Below are 16,369 nucleotides of genomic sequence, written 5' to 3' on the forward strand. Positions count from 1 at the left end.
CGCCGGCCTGGGCAGATCCCGGGGCACACGCCTTTCCGCATCCCGTACGACACCGGCCGTTGGTTTTTCCGTCGAGTCCCGGCCAACGCGGGCCACTAAGCAAGGCAGGTCCGCTAAATCTGGGAGTGTCAGCATGTCTGTACCACCCGCGACCGGCCGGTTTGTCCGGACGGCTATGGTCGCCGGCCTCATATCTGTTCCGGCCCTGGTCGGGCAGGCGGCCTTCGCCGCGGCGCCCGACGCCACGTTCGCCGGCTTCGAGCGGCTGGCCACCGTGCCGGTCTACCTGAACAGCTCCGAGGACCAGGAGACCGTCGCCGAGATCAGCGCGGTCAGCACCGACGGCAACACGGTCATCTCGACCGACAGCCCCGGTGAGCGCCTCGGCTTCCTCGACATCACCGACCCGGCCAACCCGAAGCCGAAGGGCACCTTCGCGCTGCCCGGCGAGCCGACGTCGGTCGCGGTCTACCAGAACTACGTGCTCGCGGTGGTCAACACCAGCAAGGACTTCGTCGACACGAGCGGCGTGCTGGAGATCATCGACCTGGCGAGCCGCACCAAGGTGCACGAGATCGACCTCGGCGGCCAGCCCGACTCGATCGCGGTGGCGCCCAGCGGCAAGTACCTCACTATCGCGATCGAGAACGAGCGCGACGAGGACCTCAACGATGGCGAGATCCCGCAGAAGCCGGCCGGTTTCCTGCAGGTGATCGACATCAAGAAGGACGTCAAGAAGTGGGCGGCGACGCCCGTCGAGCTCACGGGCCTCGCGAAGGTCGCGCCCGGCGACCCGGAGCCCGAGTACGTGGCGATCAACGGCAAGGACGAGGCGGTCGTCACGCTCCAGGAGAACAACCACATCGCGCTGGTCGACCTCGACAAGAAGAAGGTCGTCAAGGATTTCAGCGCCGGCCAGGTCAAGCTGTCCGGTGTGGACACCGTCGAGGACGGCACGATCGCGCAGGACGACTCCGTGACCGTGCGCCGTGAGCCCGACGGTGTCACCTGGATCGACGACAACACGTTCGCGACCGCCAACGAGGGCGACTACGTCGGCGGCTCGCGCGGCTTCACCGTGTGGAAGCGCAACGGTGAGGTCGTGTACGACGCCGGCAACTCGTTCGACCGGTTGGCGGCCGCGCACGGCCTCTACCCGGAGGGCCGCTCCGACGCCAAGGGCACCGAGCCCGAGAACGTGGCGTTCGGCAGGTTCGACGGCAAGCCGGTGCTGTTCGTCAACTCGGAGCGGGGCAACTTCGTCGCCGCGTACGACATCAGCAAGCCCAAGGCGCCCACGTTCCTGCAGATCCTGCCGACGACCAACGGCCCGGAGGGCGTGACCACGGTCCCGTCCCGCGGCCTGCTCGTGGTGTCGAGCGAGGAAGACCTGCCGGACGACGGCATCCGCGCGTCGGTCACGATCTTCAAGTACGGTTCGAAGGGCGCTTTCCCGACGATCCGCTCGGCGTACGAGCCGGGTCAGAAGAAGGCTCCTATCTCTTGGGGTGCTCTCTCCGGGCTCTCGGCGGTGCCGGGCAAGCCGGACCAGCTCGTGTCGATCACCGACAACGTCTACACGCCGACCCGCCTGCTCACGATCGACACGGCGCAGCGGCCGGCCCTGGTCAGTGGCGAGCTGACGGTGACCAAGGACGGCAAGCCGGTCGGCTACGACGCCGAGGGTGTGGCGGCGCGCGCCGCCGGCGACGGCTACTGGATCGCCATCGAGGGTGACGGCACCGCCGCGAAGCCCAACCTGATCGTCCGCCTCGACGCGTCGGGTGCGGTCCAGGAGGAGATCCCGCTGCCGGCCGACGTGGCCGGTGCGGTGACGAGCAACGGCTTCGAGGGCGTCGCTCTGACGGGGACCGGCGCTGACGAGCAGGTCTGGGTCGCGGTGCAGCGCGAGCTCAAGAGCGACCCGAAGGGCACCGTCCGGATCGGCCGCTACTCGGTGGCCTCCAAGACGTGGGCGTGGCTGGGCTACCAGCTCGACACTGCCCCGGCTGGCTGGATCGGCCTGTCGGAGCTCGTCCCGGTCGACAACGACACGTTCGCGGTGATCGAGCGCGACAACCAGCGCGGGCTGAAGGCTTCGGTCAAGAAGGTCTACACCTTCGACGTGCCGGCTGGGTTTGGCACTTCGGCCCTGCCGACGGCCACCAAGACCCTCGCGGTCGACCTGCTGCCGGCGCTCAAGGCGGACAACGGGTGGGTGCAGGACAAGGTCGAGGGCCTGACCATCGCGGGCAACGGCCAGGTGTACGCGGTCACCGACAACGACGGCGTCGACGACGCCACGGGCGAGACGGTCTTCCTGCGTCTAGGCGCGGCGGCGGACGTCTTCAACCTGGGTGCCGGCGGGGGCGTCGGTGGCGGTTCCGGTGAGGGCGGCGGCCTTCCGGTGACAGGTGCTCCGGCGCTGCTGATCGCGTCTCTTGGCGTGGTCATCGCCGGGGCCGGAGCGTTCCTGTTCGTCCGCGCTCGCCGGGCGAAGCTCCGCTTCACCGTCTGATCGCATTTCTTGGGCCCGCGTCGTCGATCGGCGCGGGCCCTTTGTTGTCCGGCCGGCGGAGGGGGCAGGGCTTCGCTTCACCGCCCGGTCGCCATCTGTCGGCGCGGGCCCTTTGCTCGGGTCCGTCGTGGGCACGACCGTCGCTCCCGCCAGACTCGAGGTCCGCGGTTGGCCAGGCTTTGCTCTGCACCCAGATACGCACCACCCCCGCCGCAAGGTGGTGCGTATCTGGGTGCAGAGCAAGGACGGTGCTCCTGACCAGGGCAATCGCGCGCTTGTGATCATTTACGCCGTTCCGCTGCGCGGTCTCTCGCTGTGCCTTTAGGTTTCGGCCTATGGCGGGGCTGAGACGGTACGCGGCGGAGTTCCTCGGCACGCTGCTGCTCGTGTTCGTCGGCGCAGGCTCCGCGGTCGCCGCCCGGATCGACGGTGGGGTTGTCGTGGTCGCCCTCACCTTCGGACTGACGCTGCTCGTACTCGTCTACGCCATCGGCCCGATCTCCGGTTGCCACGTCAACCCGGCGGTCACCTTGGGCGCCGTTCTAGCGCGCCGAATCTCGGTCGTCGGCGCGATCGGCTACTGGATCGCCCAGTTCGGCGGTGCCGCGGTGGCGGGGCTGGGCCTGTGGATCCTCACCCGCTACGGCGGGGTGACCGACCAGACCGGCGCGCTGGCCACGAACAGCTACGGCACCCACATCAACCTGGGCGGCACGTTCCTGCTGGAGATCGTGCTGACCTTCCTGCTCGTGCTGGTCGTCCTGGTCGTCACGAGCCGCTCGGAGCAGGCGGGCTTCGCGGGTCTGGCGATCGGTCTGGCCCTGGCGGCGACCAACCTGGTAGCCATCACCCTGGACGGTGCCTCGATCAACCCGGCCCGCTCACTCGGCCCAGCGATCTTCGAGGGCGGCGAACCGTTGCGGCAACTCTGGGTCTTCATCGTGGCCCCACTGACGGGCGGCGTCCTGGCGGCCCTGACCGCGCCGCTGCTGGCCACGGCTCACAGCCATTACCGCCCGCACACAGAACGCGCCTGATCAGATCCTGGTTCGGTGATTCGGCGATCAGGCGCGGTCGTGGAGCGTGACGTGGTAGCCGTCGGGGTCCGCGAAGGTGAATGTCCGGCCGAAGGGGCCGTCGATCGGCGCGGAGACGATGGTGTGGCCGTCGGCGACCAGAGCATCGTGAATGGCCTGGACGTCTGTGGCGTGGAGCCAGATCGCGGCACCGATGCCGGGCTGAGGGGCTGAGGCGAGATCGGTGCCGGGAACGACGTCACGGAGAGCGAACGCGATCGGCGTCGTCTCGAAGACGACGGCGTGGGGCGGTCCCGCCGGCGAGCGTACGAGGCCGAGGTAGTGCTCGTAGAACTTCTGCGACGCGTCGAGGTCGCGAGCTTGCAAGGAGAGGAAGTCGGGGCCGGTGACGGGCATGAGGTTGCTCCTTATCGTGTCAGGCAACTGACACACACCAACCTATGTCAGACTACTGACATGAGTCAAGAAGGTGCTGGCGTCGACCTGGAGACGTCCCTGGGCTACCTCCTGAAAGAGACGTCGAGCGCGCTCCGCGTGGCCATGGAGGCGGTGCTGCGGCCGCTTGGGATGACCGTGACGCACTACTCCTGCCTCGAACTGCTGGCTCAACGACCAGGACTGTCGAACTCCGAGCTAGCGCGTGGTGCGTTCGTGACACGGCAGTCGATGAACGTGCTGCTCCAGAGCCTGGAACGAGACGGCTACGTGACCAGGCCCGCGGAGGCACCCGTCGGGAAGGCTCTTCCCACGCGGCTCACGCCTCGCGGCCGACGCAGCCTGGAGAAGGCGACCGTGGCTGTCCGGTCCGTCGAGGTCAGGATGCTTGCCGGCCTGACCGAGTCCGACCAGGCAGAGGCGCTGCGGATCCTCCGAAGCATGGTCCGTTCGCTACGCGACGGCACTCCGCCGCCGTCCCCTGACAGAAGTGGCCTCCGGCCAGCAGAAATGCCGGTCGGGGGTACCCATCAGCAGACCCAGACGTAGACGCCGCCCTTGGTCTGCTCGGCCGCCGCGGACAAGGCGGCCAGTTCGCCGAGCATCTCGCGGGCCAACTCCTCGTCGAGGTCGGCCCCCAGCGCCACCCATCGGGTCGCGGCGGTGCTGAGCACCTCGTCATCGGCACCGGCCAGTGCGGTGGTGAGCGCCGGTGGAATGCACAGGACCAGCGGCGCGCCGTCGTCGCTCACCACGTCGGCACCCCCGTCGGCGATGACCTCATCGAGGTCGCGGTGCAGCAGGATGCTCTCCCACTCCTCGATCGCCTCCCACACGTCGAAGTTGCCGTATTCGGCGACCTGGAGATCCGGTCCAGGCCCACCCTCCGCGACGCCGGCCGCGGTCTCGTTGTCGGGTGCCACGAAGAACGTGATGATCGTGCTCATAGACCGACATGATGGCAGCCGGGTCAGACGATTTCGGTCAGCGCCTCCGCGATCAGCCAGATGCCGAAGATGACGAACAGGGCCGCCGCTCCCCACTTGATGGCCTTCTCCGGCAGGCGCTTGCCCAGCATGCGGCCGACCACGATGGCCAGGGCGTCCGCTGCCACCATGCCGATGGTCGAACCCACCCAGACGCCGAACCAGCCGTGCTGCGTCGCCAGCGTGATGGTCGCCAGCATCGTCTTGTCGCCGAGCTCCGCCAGGAAGAACGCTCCACCCACCGCCAGCACGGCCGAGCGCTGGGAGCGCTGCGCCTTCGACTTCTCCTCTTCCGTCAGCGAGTCGCCGCGCAGGGTCCAGGCCGCGAACGCCAGGAACGCCGCGCCGGCTGCCAGGCTGATCCACTTCGTCGGCAGTGTCGCGCCCAGGCCATAACCGACTGCCACCGAGATCAGGTGTACGACCGCCGTCGCGACCGTGATGCCGATCAGCACCGTCAGCGCGCGGTATCGGGTGGCGAAGGTCATCGCCATCAACTGGGACTTGTCGCCAAGCTCGGCTACGAAGATGACGCCGAAGCTGATCGCGAGCGCGGCGAGAAAGCCTCCCACGAATGTCCTCCCGGGTGTGTCCACCGGGTCGACTCGCGCGCGAGACTTCGACCCGGCAATCGAGCATTGCCAGAGCCGAAGGTCTCGCTCACCTCACGGCCGAGGCCGTCAGGTCGGGTGGCCGGGCGCGGACGCCAGTGTGTCGACCACCACGTTGGGAGCTACTCCCCTTCGCAGCCACCCACGCTACTGGGTCAGCACCCAGATCGGAAGATCATCTAGGTGTGTGCTGCCGCTCACTCGCCAGCCGGCACGCTCGTACACGGCGACATTGCCCTTGTTCGTCGTCTCCAGGTAGGCCGGCAGCCCCGCCTCGGCGGCCGCCGCGAGCCCGGGCTTCATGACCTCGCGGCCCAGCCGGCGGCCGGCGCGGGAGGGGTGGGTGGCGAGCACACCGAGGTACCAGAACGGCTTGCCGCGGGGGAAGAAGCACTGCACCGCCCGGTGGTAGTCGTCGAGCCGCGCCAACGCCTCGTCGGAGACCGCCAGCTTCGGCTCGTCGGCGGACCAACTGCCCGGCGCGTCCCACATCGCCAGCGAAAGCCCGCCCTCGATCACCCAGGTGGTGCCGGGCGCGACCCGCTGGTCGAACAGGTGGCCGGCGAACTCCGCGGCCTCGGCGTCGCGGGTCACCGGATCCCGGAAGAAGTACCGAAAAGCCGGATCCTGGTCGAACGCGGCGACGACGGTCTCGACCACCTGCCGGCGGTCAGCCGCCGTCGCCCGTTCCACGTGAATCATGCGAAAGACCCTAGCGTTGTCCAGGAGCCCCCGCGAGCGCGATTCCCCCATCGGACGAGTCGAGGTCGACCGCCGCCTGGGTGAACTGTGCGTCGTGCAGTCGTCGGTACGCGCCGCCCACCTCGAGCAGTTCGGTGTGCGTGCCCTGCTCCACGATGCGACCCCGCTCCATCACCAGGATCAGGTGGGCGTCGCGGATCGTGGAGAGGCGGTGCGCGATCACGAAGCTCGTCCGGTCGGAGCGCAGCGCGGCCATCGCCCGTTGGAGCAACGCCTCCGTGCGCGTGTCGACCGAGCTCGTCGCCTCGTCCAGGATCAGCAGCGACGGGTTGGCCAGGAACGCCCGCGCGATCGTGATGAGCTGCCGCTCACCGGCGCTGACGTTGCTGCCCTCCTCGTCGATCACCGTGTCGTAGCCGTCGGGCAGGCTGCGCACGAACCGGTCCACGAACGTCGCCTCGGCCGCCGCGTGGATCTCGGCCTCGGAAGCATCAGGGTTCCCGTACGCGATGTTGTCCCGGATCGTGCCCCCGAACAGCCAGGTGTCCTGGAGGACCATGCCGATCTCGCCGCGCAGCGTCTCGCGCTTCATCGTGGTGATGTCGACGCCGTCGAGCGTGATGCGGCCCCCGTCCAGCTCGTAGAACCTCATGATCAGGTTCACCAGCGTGGTCTTGCCGGCCCCCGTCGGTCCGACAATCGCCACTGTGTGCCCGGGCTCGGCGACCAGCGAGAGGTCGTCGATCAGCGGGGTGTCCGGGGTGTAGCGGAACGAGACGTGCTCGAACTCGACCCGGCCGTGCGGCTGGCGCACCTCCACCGCGGGCTGCGGGTCCGGCACCTGCTCGTCGGCGTCCAGCAGGTCGAACACCCGCTCGGCCGACGCGACGCCCGACTGCAACAGGTTGGCCATCGAGGCGAGCTGGGTCAGGGGCTGGGTGAACTGGCGCGAGTACTGGATGAACGCCTGCACGTCGCCGAGCGTCATCGTGCCCGAGGCGACCCGGAGTCCACCGAGGACGGCGATCACCGCGTAGCTCAGGTTTCCGATGAAGAACATCGCCGGCATGATGATCCCGGAGATGAACTGCGCACCGAAGGCGGCCTTGAACAGCTGCTCGTTGCGCGCCTCGAACTCGGCCTCGACCTCGCGCTGCCGGCCGAAAACCTTGACGAGCTCGTGGCCCGTGAAGGCCTCCTCGATGTGCGCGTTGAGCCGGCCGGTGTGCTGCCACTGCGCGATGAACTTCTTCTGCGACCGCTTGCCGATCTGCGCAGTGATCACGAACGAGAGCGGCACGGCGACGAGCGCGACCACGGCCAGCAGCGGCGAGATCACGAACATCAGGGTGACGACGCCGATAACGGTCAACAGCGAGGTCAACACCTGGCTCAGCGTCTGCGACAGGCTCTGCGAGATGTTGTCGATGTCGTTGGTGACCCGGCTGAGCAGCTCGCCGCGGGGCTGCTGGTCGAAGTAGGGCAACGGCAGCCGGTTGAGCTTGTCCTCGACGTCGGCGCGCAGCTTGCGGATCGCGCTCTGCACCACGCCGTTGAGCACCCAGCCCTGCAACCACGACAGCACGCTCGCCACGACGTAGATGCCGAGCACGACCAGCAGGATCTGCGCCAACCGGTGGAAGTCGATGCCCACGCCCGGGATCGGCCTGGTCTTGAGCAGCAGGTCGGCGAAGTTGTTCTGGCCGCTGTCGCGCGCCGCCGCGGCGGCCTGGTCGAGAGTGACGCCCTCGGGCAGGCGGCGACCGAGCACGCCACGGAAGATGACGTCGGTCGCGTGGCCGAGGATCTTCGGCCCGATCACCGACAGCGCGACGCTGGCCAGGGCCAACAAGACGATCAGAACGAGCTTGGCGCGGTACGGGCTGAGCCGGCGCAACAACCGCTTGGCCGACGGCACGAACGTCATCGACTTCTCGGCCGGCATGCCGGCGCTCATCCACGGTGGCCCGCCACCGGCCCGTCGCCCGGCCGCGGGCAGCCGGCTCGGCAGCACCCGGGCACCGCCCGCGGTCCCGCCTCCGGCTGCTGTCCCGCCCCCGGCTGGGGCTCCGGTCCCGGCTGGGGCTCCGGTCCCGGCACCGCCTCCGGCGTTGCCGTTCTCCGACGTCGGGCCCTTCGGCTGCGTGGGTGGGTTCTGTGGCGCGGTCATGCGGTGGCTCCCACCGTGAGCTGCGACTCGACGATCTCCGCGTACGTCGGGCTGCTTTCCAACAGTTCGGCATGTCGGCCGCGGCCGACGACGGCTCCGTCCTCGAGCACGATGATCTCGTCGGCGTCGATGATCGTGGACACGCGCTGCGCCACCACGACGACGGCCGCGTCGGCGGTCACCGGTCGCAAGGCTGCCCGCAGCCGGGCGTCCGTGCCGAGGTCGAGCGCGGAGAACGAGTCGTCGAACAGGTAGATCTCGGGCTTGCGGACCAGCGCCCGCGCGATCGCCAGCCGTTGCCGCTGGCCACCGGAGACGTTGGTGCCGCCTTGAGCGATCGGAGCGTCGAGCCCCTCGGGCATCTCGGACACGAAGTCCTTGGCCTGCGCCACCTCCAACGCCTCCCACAGCTCTTCGTCGGAGGCGTCCGGGTTGCCGTAGCGCAGGTTGGAGGCGATGGTGCCGGTGAACAGATAAGGCCGTTGCGGCACCAGCCCGATCTTGCTCCACAGCAGGTCGGCGTCGAGATCGCGGACGTCGACGCCGTCGACCAGCACGGATCCGGCCGTCGCGTCGAACAGTCGCGGCGCCATCGAGATGAGGGTGGTCTTGCCGGCGCCCGTACTCCCGATGATCGCCGTGGTCTTGCCCGCCGACGCCGTCAGGTCGATGTCGCGCAGCACCGGCGCGGCAGCACCCGGGTACTGGAACGTCACCCCGCGGAACTCCAGGCTGGCCTGCGAGCTCACGCTGGTGACCGGGTTCGCGGAAGGGACGACAGTGCTGTCGGTGTCGAGCACCTCGGTGATCCGCTCCGCGGCGACCGCGGCTCGCGGCACCATGATCAGCATGAAGGTGGCCATCATGACCGACATCAGGATCAGCACGAGGTAGTTGAGGAACGCGGTCAGCGCCCCGATCTCGATCTGGCCCGAGTCGACCCGGCTGGCACCGAACCAGAGCACGCCGACGCTCGACACGTTGAGCACGAGCATGACCGTCGGGAAGATCAGCGCCATCAGCCGGCCGGCGCGCAGCGCGGTCGCGGTGAGCTCCTCGTTGGCGACGCCGAACCGGTCGGTCTCGAAAGGCTCGCGGACGAACGCGCGGACCACGCGTACACCCGTGATCTGCTCGCGAAGCACCCGGTTGACGCCGTCGATGCGGGTCTGCATCCGGCGGAAGGTCGGCACCATCCGGCGGATGATCAGGCCGATCGCGATGGCCAGCACCGGCACGCAGACCAGCATCAGCCAGGACAGGCCGGCGTCTTCGCGTAGCGCGAGGATCACGCCGCCGACCGCGGTGATCGGCGCGGTGACGAGCAGGGTGCAGCTCATCACGACGAGCATCTGCACCTGTGTGGTGTCGTTGGTGGTGCGGGTGATCAGCGACGGCGCGCCGAACTGGTTGACCTCCCGGGCCGAGAACATGCCGACCCGGTGGAAGATCGCCCCGCGTACGTCGCGGCCGAAGCTCATCGCCGTGCGCGCGCCGTAGTAGACGGCCCAGATCGAGCAGGCCATCTGCACGACCGTGACGGCGAGCATCCAGCCGCCGGTCCGCAGGATGTAGCCGGTGTCGCCGAGCGCGATGCCCTTGTCGATGATGTCGGCGTTGAGACTGGGCAGGTAGAGCGAGGCCATCGTGCCGACGAACTGGAAGGCGACGACCGCCAACAGCGGTTTCGAGTACGGACGCAGGTAGCGCCGCAAAAGTTTGATCAGCAACTTTCCCCCGGGTTGCTCTGGTGGCTGTCGGAGTCCGGGCGGCGCAGCACGCCGTCGAGGAGGACCGAGACGACCTCTTCGGTGGTGAGCGGGTGGTTGTCGGTGATGATCCGGTGGGTGCCGGCGAAAGTGAGCAGGCGAAGCATTCGCGCGACCTCGGTGGCCGGCAACCGGAATTTGTCTTCGTCGGGCATGACGAGGCGCTCGATCGCGTCCAACATCGGCTGATGGCTCGGGCGCTCTTCGGGCTTGTGATGCTGCGGGCCGTCCATCCGCAGCGCGGACATCACCGCGAACGCGGTCTCGAGCCGCTTGCGCAGGATGTCCACCGCCTGCGCCATCCGCTCGCGGACAGGCAGGTCGAGGTCGATTGCGTTGAGCGCCGCCACGGTCGGCAAGGGGTCGAGAACGGTCGCGATGGCTTCGCGGACCAGCGACTCCTTGTCGGGGAAGACGCGGAAGATCGTGCCCTCGGCGACTCCTGCGGCCTCGGCGATCTGCTTCGTCGTGACCTTGGTGCCGTGCTTGACGACGAGCGGCAGCGTCGCCGCGACGAGGGCGGCGCGGCGCTCCTCGGGCGGTAGGGGTCGGGCCCGGCCCCCGGTGGCGGCAGTGGACGTCATCACGCCGGAAAGGTAACTGAGTGAGTCACTCACTCACAAGCGAATAACGCACTGTTTCGCCAGGGGCGAACGCGTCAGGCGGTGGCCGCGGTGTCGGTGACGGTCGAGCGAGTCATGAGCTCACCCACGCCGGTGATGTCGAGGATCGACGTCAGGAAGCGCGGCACCGATCGCAGCGTGACCGGCACCCCGAGCTCCTGGCCGCGCTGCCACGCGTGGACGAGGACCGCCAGCCCCGTGCTGTCGATGAAGGTCAGTTGCTCGACGTCGACGGTCAGGGAGGCCGGGCCGCGGTCGAGTGCCGTGGTCAACGCCACACGCAGGATGTCGGCGCACGGGAAGTCGAGGTCGCCACGCACCGTGACCACGGAGTCGGCCACGTTGACCACCAGCGGCACCTGATCCGGGACCAGCCGACTCACCCTCGCACCTCCGCGCCGTAACAACGGACCCACTCTAAGGCAGGTCGCGCGAATCCGCCTGATCAGAGCGCGCGGCTGCGGTCGATCGGGTGATGTCCCGAACCGCCAACACATGCCGCATGACAAACATGCGCGTAGGGTGGGTTTCCAAGCCGATTGATCAGGGAGTAGTCGACGCTTGTGAATCCCGCCGACCTCGACGGTTCGGAGTCGGGCGGTCGCCAGGTCCCCTTAACGGCGGCGCCCGACAGGCCCGCCGTCACATCGCTGGCACCGCGTCAGACGCCGCCCCCGGGTGAGTTGGCGCTGGTCGACAACTTCCGCGAGGGCGTCGTCGTGACCGACCCGACCGGCGTGATCCGCGAGTTCAGCCAGCCGGCGCTGCGACTGATGCCCGGGCTCGTGGTCGGCCACACCTTCGCCGGCTGCGGAGTCGCGCCGCTGTCCGCCGGCGAGCTGACCATCGGCGAGCGCCGGGTGCGCTGCCGCCGCGTCGACCTGACCATCGCAGGAGCGACGAGCATCGCCTGGTACGTGGAGGACGTCACCGACGCCATAGCGCGCTCCGACGCCCTGCTCGCCGAGCGCGGCCGGGCTCGTTTTCTGGCCACCGCCAGCCAGCAGCTCGGCAACCCGCTGCACGAGGACCGGGCGGCGCGGGCGGCGGTGCGGCTGGCCGTACCGACGTTGGGTGAGGTCGCCGTCGTGGTGCTGGCGCCGCGGCGCGGCCGGGCTCGCTGGTGGCGGGCCGGCGGCGGTGACGGTCCCACGCTGGTCGACGGCGGGGTGCACAGCGCCGACGGACTGCCGCCGGCGGTGGCGCAGGCCCTCGACGGCACCGAGCCCTCCGAGGCCGACTGGCTCGCCGACCAGCTCGCCGAGGTCGGCTGGTTGGGCGGTCGCCGCCCCGACACGGCCGCCGTGCGAGTGGTGTCGCTGCCCGGCAGCGCGTCTCCGACCGGTGCGCTGATCGTCGTGCGCGGCACCCCCTTCGACGAGCACGACGTGGAGATGCTGCGCGGGTTCGCCGCGCGGGCCGGTGCCGCGCTCGACGCCGCCGTCCTCTATCGCGACCAGGCCGAGGTCGCCGAGACGCTCCAGGCCAGCCTCGCCCCGAGCGAGCCGCCCGGCGTGGGCGGTGTGCAGTGGGGCGCCGCGTACCGACCCGCGCAGAGCTCCCTGCGCATCGGCGGCGACTTCTACGGCGCGCACGAGCTGCCCGACGGCGGCGCGTTGTTCTACCTCGGCGACGTGTCCGGCAAGGGCGTCGACGCCGCCGTGTTCACCGGCCAGATCCGGCAGGGAATCCAGGCGCTGCGCCGCATCGAGTCGGACCCGGCACGGCTGCTCACGCTGCTCAACGACTCGGTGCTGGAGACCACCCGGGCGCACGGGCACGGCCGCTTCGCGACCATGGTGCTCGGCAGCACGCACCCGACCCATGGTGGCGGACTCTCGCTCACCCTGGCCAGCGGCGGGCACCTGCCGCCGGTCGTGCTCCGCAGCGACGGCACGGTGGAGACCCTCGACCTGCGCGGCATGCTGATCGGGGTGGTGCCCGACCCGCGGATCGCGGCGCTCACCGTGCAGTTGGCGGCGGGCGAGACCTGCGTGCTGTTCAGCGACGGGGTCACCGAAGCCCGCGGCGGCGTACGCGGCGAGCAGTTCGGTGCCGCCCGCCTCGTCGCCGCGCTCGAAGGCTGCCAGCGCATGCCGGCGCCGGCCGTGGCCGAACGGGTCGAGCAGGTGATCGGCGACTGGCTCGGTGGGCGCAACCACGACGACATCGCGGTGTTCGCGATCCGGGCGGTCCCGCCCAGCGTGCCCCAGCGGCATCTGCACGCGGTGCCGGCGTCATGACCGCTGTTCTCGACTCCGCCGTGGAGTCCGCGTACCCGCGCTATCTGCACTGTCTCGACCTAGCCGACGAGAACGGTGCGATCGACGTCGCCCTGTCCCTGCTCGATGCCGGCGTCCCCGCCGAACGGGTGCTGCTGTCGCTGGTCGCGCCGGCGCAGGCCCAGGTCGGCGAGTGGTGGCAACGCAACGAGTGGAGCGTCGCGCAGGAGCACGCGGCGACGCATGTCAGCGAGCGGGTGGTGGCGGCCGTCGCCATCGCGGCCCGGACCCGGCCGACCCGGGAGCGCGTCGTGGTCGCCTGCCTCGACGGCGAGTGGCACGCGCTGCCGGCCCGCCTGGTCGCCGAGGTGCTGCGCCTCGACGGTTGGGACGTGACCTTCCTCGGCGCCAGCGTGCCCTCCCCGCACCTCGTGTCCTACCTGCACCGACACGACCCCCGCGCCGTGCTGCTCGCGTGTGCCCTGCCGATGCGGCTGCCGCACGCGTTCCGCGCGATCGAGGCCTGCCGCCGCACCGACGTGCCCGTGCTCGTCGGCGGCCGCGGCTTCGGCGCCGACGGACGGTGGGCGGCCAAGCTCGGGGTCGCGTTCGCCAGCGACGCCCGGGCCGCGTCGTCGGTGCTGGCCACACCGGCGTTCGACGCTGCGACGCCGCCCGCGTTGCTCGACGACACGGAGTACGCGGGCCTGGTCGCGGCCAAGGTCGAGCTGATCGACCTGGCGCTGGAGCGGTTGGACCTGCGGCGGTACTCGCCCGCGCAGGTCGACGCCACGCTCGCGGACCTCGGCTACATCGTCGACTCCCTGGCCGCCGCCGTGTACGTGGACGACGCCAGCCTGTTCGGCGAGTTCGTGGGGTGGCTGGGCGAGGTGCTGAGCAGCCGCGGCGTGCCGCTGCACACGGTCGGGCTGACCTTCGACGTCATGGCCGACCGACTCCGCGACTTCCCCCGGGCGCATCGCTTCCTGCGGGAAGTCGCTCTGCGGCCAGCCGCTTGATCGCATCGGTCGACATCTGGGTATAGCCCGGAACCGTGACGTCATTCGGACTCGAACTGCCCTGCGGTGCCGCCTGCGCCGACCCCCGCCTGCTGGCCGAACTCGCCCTCCGCGCCGAGGACGCCGGCTGGGACGGTGTGTTCCTGGAGGACTACCTGGTCTACGGCGCGGAACCGGACTGCCCGACGGCCGACGTGTGGGTCGCGCTGGCGGCGATGGCGGTGGCGACCTCGTCGGTGCGCCTCGGCACGACCGTCACGGGCGGCGCCCGCCACCTGCCGTGGGAGTTGGCCCGCCGGGTCATGACGCTCGACCAGCTCAGCGGCGGCCGGGTGATCCTGGGGCTCGGCGTGGGAGATCCCAACGACGACGCGTACCGCCGGTTCGGTGGTGTCTCCGACCCCCGCACCCGGGCGGGGTTGCTCGACGAGTCGCTCCAGATCCTGGTGGGGCTGTTCGCCGGGGAGCGGTTCAGCTTCGCCGGCGCCCACTTCCGGGTCGACGACGTGCTGTTCCAACCGGCGCCCGTGCGGGTGCCGATCTGGATCGGCGGTGGCTGGCCAGGGCGGGCGGCGGTGCGGCGGTCGGCCCGGCACGACGGGTTCCTGCCGTACCGGCGCTCGTCGGTCGACCGCTACGCGGACGCGGAGGAGGAACTGTCCGCGGAGGATGTGGCCGAGATCTTGGACAGCGTACGGGCGGACCGGGGCTCGACCGAGGGCTTCGACCTGGTGGTCGGCGGGCGGCGCCGGCGAGCGGACTGGTCCGCGGAACGGCTGCACGTGGCGGCGGTGGCCGAGGCCGGTGCCACGTGGTGGATGGAGTGGGTGCCGCCGGGTCCGCCCGACGCGATGCGGGCCGCGGTGTCACAGCCGCCGCTGAGGCCCTGAACAGGAAAGATCCCGGCGGTTCCCGCCGGGATCTTTCGCGCTATTCGGCTGCTTCCTCCGAGGTTCGGCGTTCGATCTCTTCCGGATCCTCGCCCCGTTGAACGGCGTCTCTGGTGGCCTCGGGCTCATTCTCCCGGATGTCCGATTCCATCAAGATCGCTTCGGCCTGGTCCTGGAAGTCGTCACTGCCGACCGCTTCCTCTTCGGGGAGCGGATGCTCGGCGCGGGACTGAGCGCGGTCGTCGGTCATGCCTCGCAACTACCCCGGGGACCGGGACGGCTAACGCCACGAACAGGCAGTCCTTTCGCGGGCCACCGCGCTCCGACAGGTCCGTGGTGCCCCTGACGGCGGCTTGCGCCGGCCGGCGGTGGGGTCCGCCGATCAGCGCAAGCTGCGGGCGGGCGCCGAGTGCGGCGCCCGCCCGCGTGCGGTCAGCGGTGTCGCGGGCCGGAACCCGCGTGCGGGTTGACCGGGTTCGCGGTGTCGCGGGCCGGAACGCGCGGACGCGCTGACCACGTCAGCGGCCTCGCGAGCCGGCACCCGCGAGCGGGCTGACCAGGTCAGCAGCCGAGCCGGCGTGCTCTCCGCGTCCCGGGAAGGGCTCCGTCGTCATGGCCCGCGCCAGGCTCGTGCTGCTGATCATCGTCGGCCAGGTGGCCGGGTCCGGGCGGGTGGAGACGACATCGTCGGGCGAAGCCGGGGCCACCGCGGCGGCCGGCTTCGGGCTCCGGCTGGCGCGGAAGATCCCGATCGACAGGACGGCCAGGATGGCGATCTCGACGAGGACCAGGCCGCGCTCGACCAGGCCCATCATCACGCGGCCGCCGGGGAAGGCGACGTACCAGAGCAGGCCGACGCCCACCGCGCACGTGCCGCACAGCCACCGCACGGTCGAGGCCAGGCGCTCGCCCATTCCCGTGAAGCGGGCGGCGAGCACCGCCGCCGCGATCGGCAGGGCGACGAACGCCGCCACCGACGCGTACCGGTGGATCAACGCCGCGGTCGACATCGTGGCCACGTCGGGCGGGTCGGTCGGGATGATCGCGGCGATCAGCAGGCCCACGGACCAGATCGACAGCAGGAACGTCGGCAGCCCGCGGATGGCCACCCCGACCGCGCGGAGCCCGGCGAGCAGGGCGGGCGCACCGATCGCGAGCGCGACCATCGCGATCTCGATCGTCACGCCGCGATTGGACAGTGCGTAGTCGCTGATGGTCAGTTTGAGAGGGTCGTATCCCGGGCCGAGTCCGATGTGTCCGACGACCGTCGCCACGACAGCGGTGAGCAGTCCGACGATGGACATCGATCCGAAAGCGCGGGCTTTGTTCATGCCTCAAGGCTTCCGGCCAGGCCGTTTTCCCGATATCAGGAAGCGCCCTGGCCGAC

General features: G+C 70.1%; 16 protein-coding genes. 6 read left to right on the top strand and 10 right to left on the bottom strand.

Going from position 1 to position 16,369, the window contains the following annotated elements; translation table 11 throughout:
- Positions 1-133 precede the first annotated feature (133 nt).
- Both AB0J88_RS28645 and AB0J88_RS28650 read left to right on the top strand, forming a co-directional pair.
- Entirely contained in the window at positions 134-2,518 is a 2,385-nt protein-coding gene (locus tag AB0J88_RS28645) for an esterase-like activity of phytase family protein (protein ID WP_364350254.1), read from the top strand.
- Positions 2,519-2,853: 335 nt separating this feature from the next.
- Positions 2,854-3,555, top strand: coding sequence for an aquaporin (locus AB0J88_RS28650; RefSeq protein WP_364350251.1), 702 nt, complete (start codon positions 2,854-2,856; stop codon positions 3,553-3,555).
- A 27-nt stretch (positions 3,556-3,582) separates the two neighbouring features.
- Here AB0J88_RS28650 and AB0J88_RS28655 read toward each other — a convergent pair whose 3' ends face one another.
- Positions 3,583-3,951 carry a VOC family protein gene (locus AB0J88_RS28655; RefSeq protein ID WP_364350248.1) on the bottom strand — a complete coding sequence of 123 codons (369 nt, stop codon included), beginning with the start codon at positions 3,949-3,951 and terminating at the stop codon, positions 3,583-3,585.
- Between the two features lie 60 nt (positions 3,952-4,011).
- Between AB0J88_RS28655 and AB0J88_RS28660 the strand changes: the two genes are divergently transcribed.
- On the top strand, positions 4,012-4,539 hold the full coding sequence (locus AB0J88_RS28660) for a MarR family transcriptional regulator (protein ID WP_364350245.1): 528 nt from the start codon (positions 4,012-4,014) through the stop codon (positions 4,537-4,539).
- Here the strand turns inward: AB0J88_RS28660 and AB0J88_RS28665 are convergent.
- From AB0J88_RS28665 to AB0J88_RS28695, 7 genes are all read right to left on the bottom strand, one after another.
- Entirely contained in the window at positions 4,521-4,937 is a 417-nt protein-coding gene (locus AB0J88_RS28665; RefSeq protein ID WP_364350242.1) for a hypothetical protein, read from the bottom strand. The genes AB0J88_RS28660 and AB0J88_RS28665 overlap by 19 nt on opposite strands.
- 23 nt (positions 4,938-4,960) lie before the next feature.
- Entirely contained in the window at positions 4,961-5,548 is a 588-nt protein-coding gene (locus tag AB0J88_RS28670; protein WP_364350239.1) for a TMEM165/GDT1 family protein, read from the bottom strand.
- A gap of 186 nt (positions 5,549-5,734) precedes the next feature.
- Positions 5,735-6,289 carry a GNAT family N-acetyltransferase gene (locus tag AB0J88_RS28675; protein ID WP_364350236.1) on the bottom strand — a complete coding sequence of 185 codons (555 nt, stop codon included), beginning with the start codon at positions 6,287-6,289 and terminating at the stop codon, positions 5,735-5,737.
- Between the two features lie 10 nt (positions 6,290-6,299).
- The gene (locus AB0J88_RS28680; RefSeq protein ID WP_364350998.1) at positions 6,300-8,246 is read right to left on the bottom strand and encodes an ABC transporter ATP-binding protein; all 1,947 of its coding nucleotides are present in this window, start codon (positions 8,244-8,246) and stop codon (positions 6,300-6,302) included.
- 209 nt (positions 8,247-8,455) lie between these two features.
- A complete protein-coding gene (locus AB0J88_RS28685; protein WP_364350233.1) occupies positions 8,456-10,189 on the bottom strand; it encodes an ABC transporter ATP-binding protein in 1,734 nt (577 codons plus the stop codon).
- Positions 10,183-10,812, bottom strand: a complete 630-nt coding sequence (locus AB0J88_RS28690; protein ID WP_364350995.1) for a TetR/AcrR family transcriptional regulator — start codon at positions 10,810-10,812, stop codon at positions 10,183-10,185. The genes AB0J88_RS28685 and AB0J88_RS28690 overlap by 7 nt, the downstream gene beginning before the upstream one ends.
- 74 nt (positions 10,813-10,886) lie before the next feature.
- A complete protein-coding gene (locus tag AB0J88_RS28695) occupies positions 10,887-11,234 on the bottom strand; it encodes an STAS domain-containing protein (protein ID WP_364350230.1) in 348 nt (115 codons plus the stop codon).
- 300 nt (positions 11,235-11,534) lie between these two features.
- On the opposite strand from AB0J88_RS28695, the gene AB0J88_RS28700 reads away from it, so the two are divergent.
- From AB0J88_RS28700 to AB0J88_RS28710, 3 genes are read left to right on the top strand one after another with little or no spacing between them, the layout of a single operon-like run.
- Positions 11,535-13,094, top strand: coding sequence for a PP2C family protein-serine/threonine phosphatase (locus AB0J88_RS28700; RefSeq protein ID WP_364350227.1), 1,560 nt, complete (start codon positions 11,535-11,537; stop codon positions 13,092-13,094).
- Positions 13,091-14,092 (top strand): cobalamin B12-binding domain-containing protein, encoded by a 1,002-nt coding sequence (locus tag AB0J88_RS28705; RefSeq protein WP_364350224.1) that lies wholly within the window; start codon positions 13,091-13,093, stop codon positions 14,090-14,092. Before AB0J88_RS28700 ends, AB0J88_RS28705 begins: the two co-directional genes overlap by 4 nt.
- Before the next feature lie 35 nt (positions 14,093-14,127).
- On the top strand, positions 14,128-14,982 hold the full coding sequence (locus AB0J88_RS28710) for an LLM class flavin-dependent oxidoreductase (RefSeq protein ID WP_364350221.1): 855 nt from the start codon (positions 14,128-14,130) through the stop codon (positions 14,980-14,982).
- A 40-nt stretch (positions 14,983-15,022) separates the two neighbouring features.
- On the opposite strand, the gene AB0J88_RS28715 is transcribed toward AB0J88_RS28710, so the two are convergent.
- Complete coding sequence (locus tag AB0J88_RS28715) at positions 15,023-15,232, bottom strand: hypothetical protein (RefSeq protein ID WP_364350218.1); 210 nt, start codon at positions 15,230-15,232, stop codon at positions 15,023-15,025.
- Positions 15,233-15,500: 268 nt separating this feature from the next.
- Entirely contained in the window at positions 15,501-16,313 is an 813-nt protein-coding gene (locus AB0J88_RS28720; RefSeq protein ID WP_364350215.1) for a DUF998 domain-containing protein, read from the bottom strand.
- Between the last annotated feature and the right edge of the window lie 56 nt (positions 16,314-16,369).

The sequence above is a fragment of the Asanoa sp. NPDC049475 genome (assembly GCF_040676915.1).
Taxonomy (GTDB): domain Bacteria; phylum Actinomycetota; class Actinomycetes; order Mycobacteriales; family Micromonosporaceae; genus Asanoa.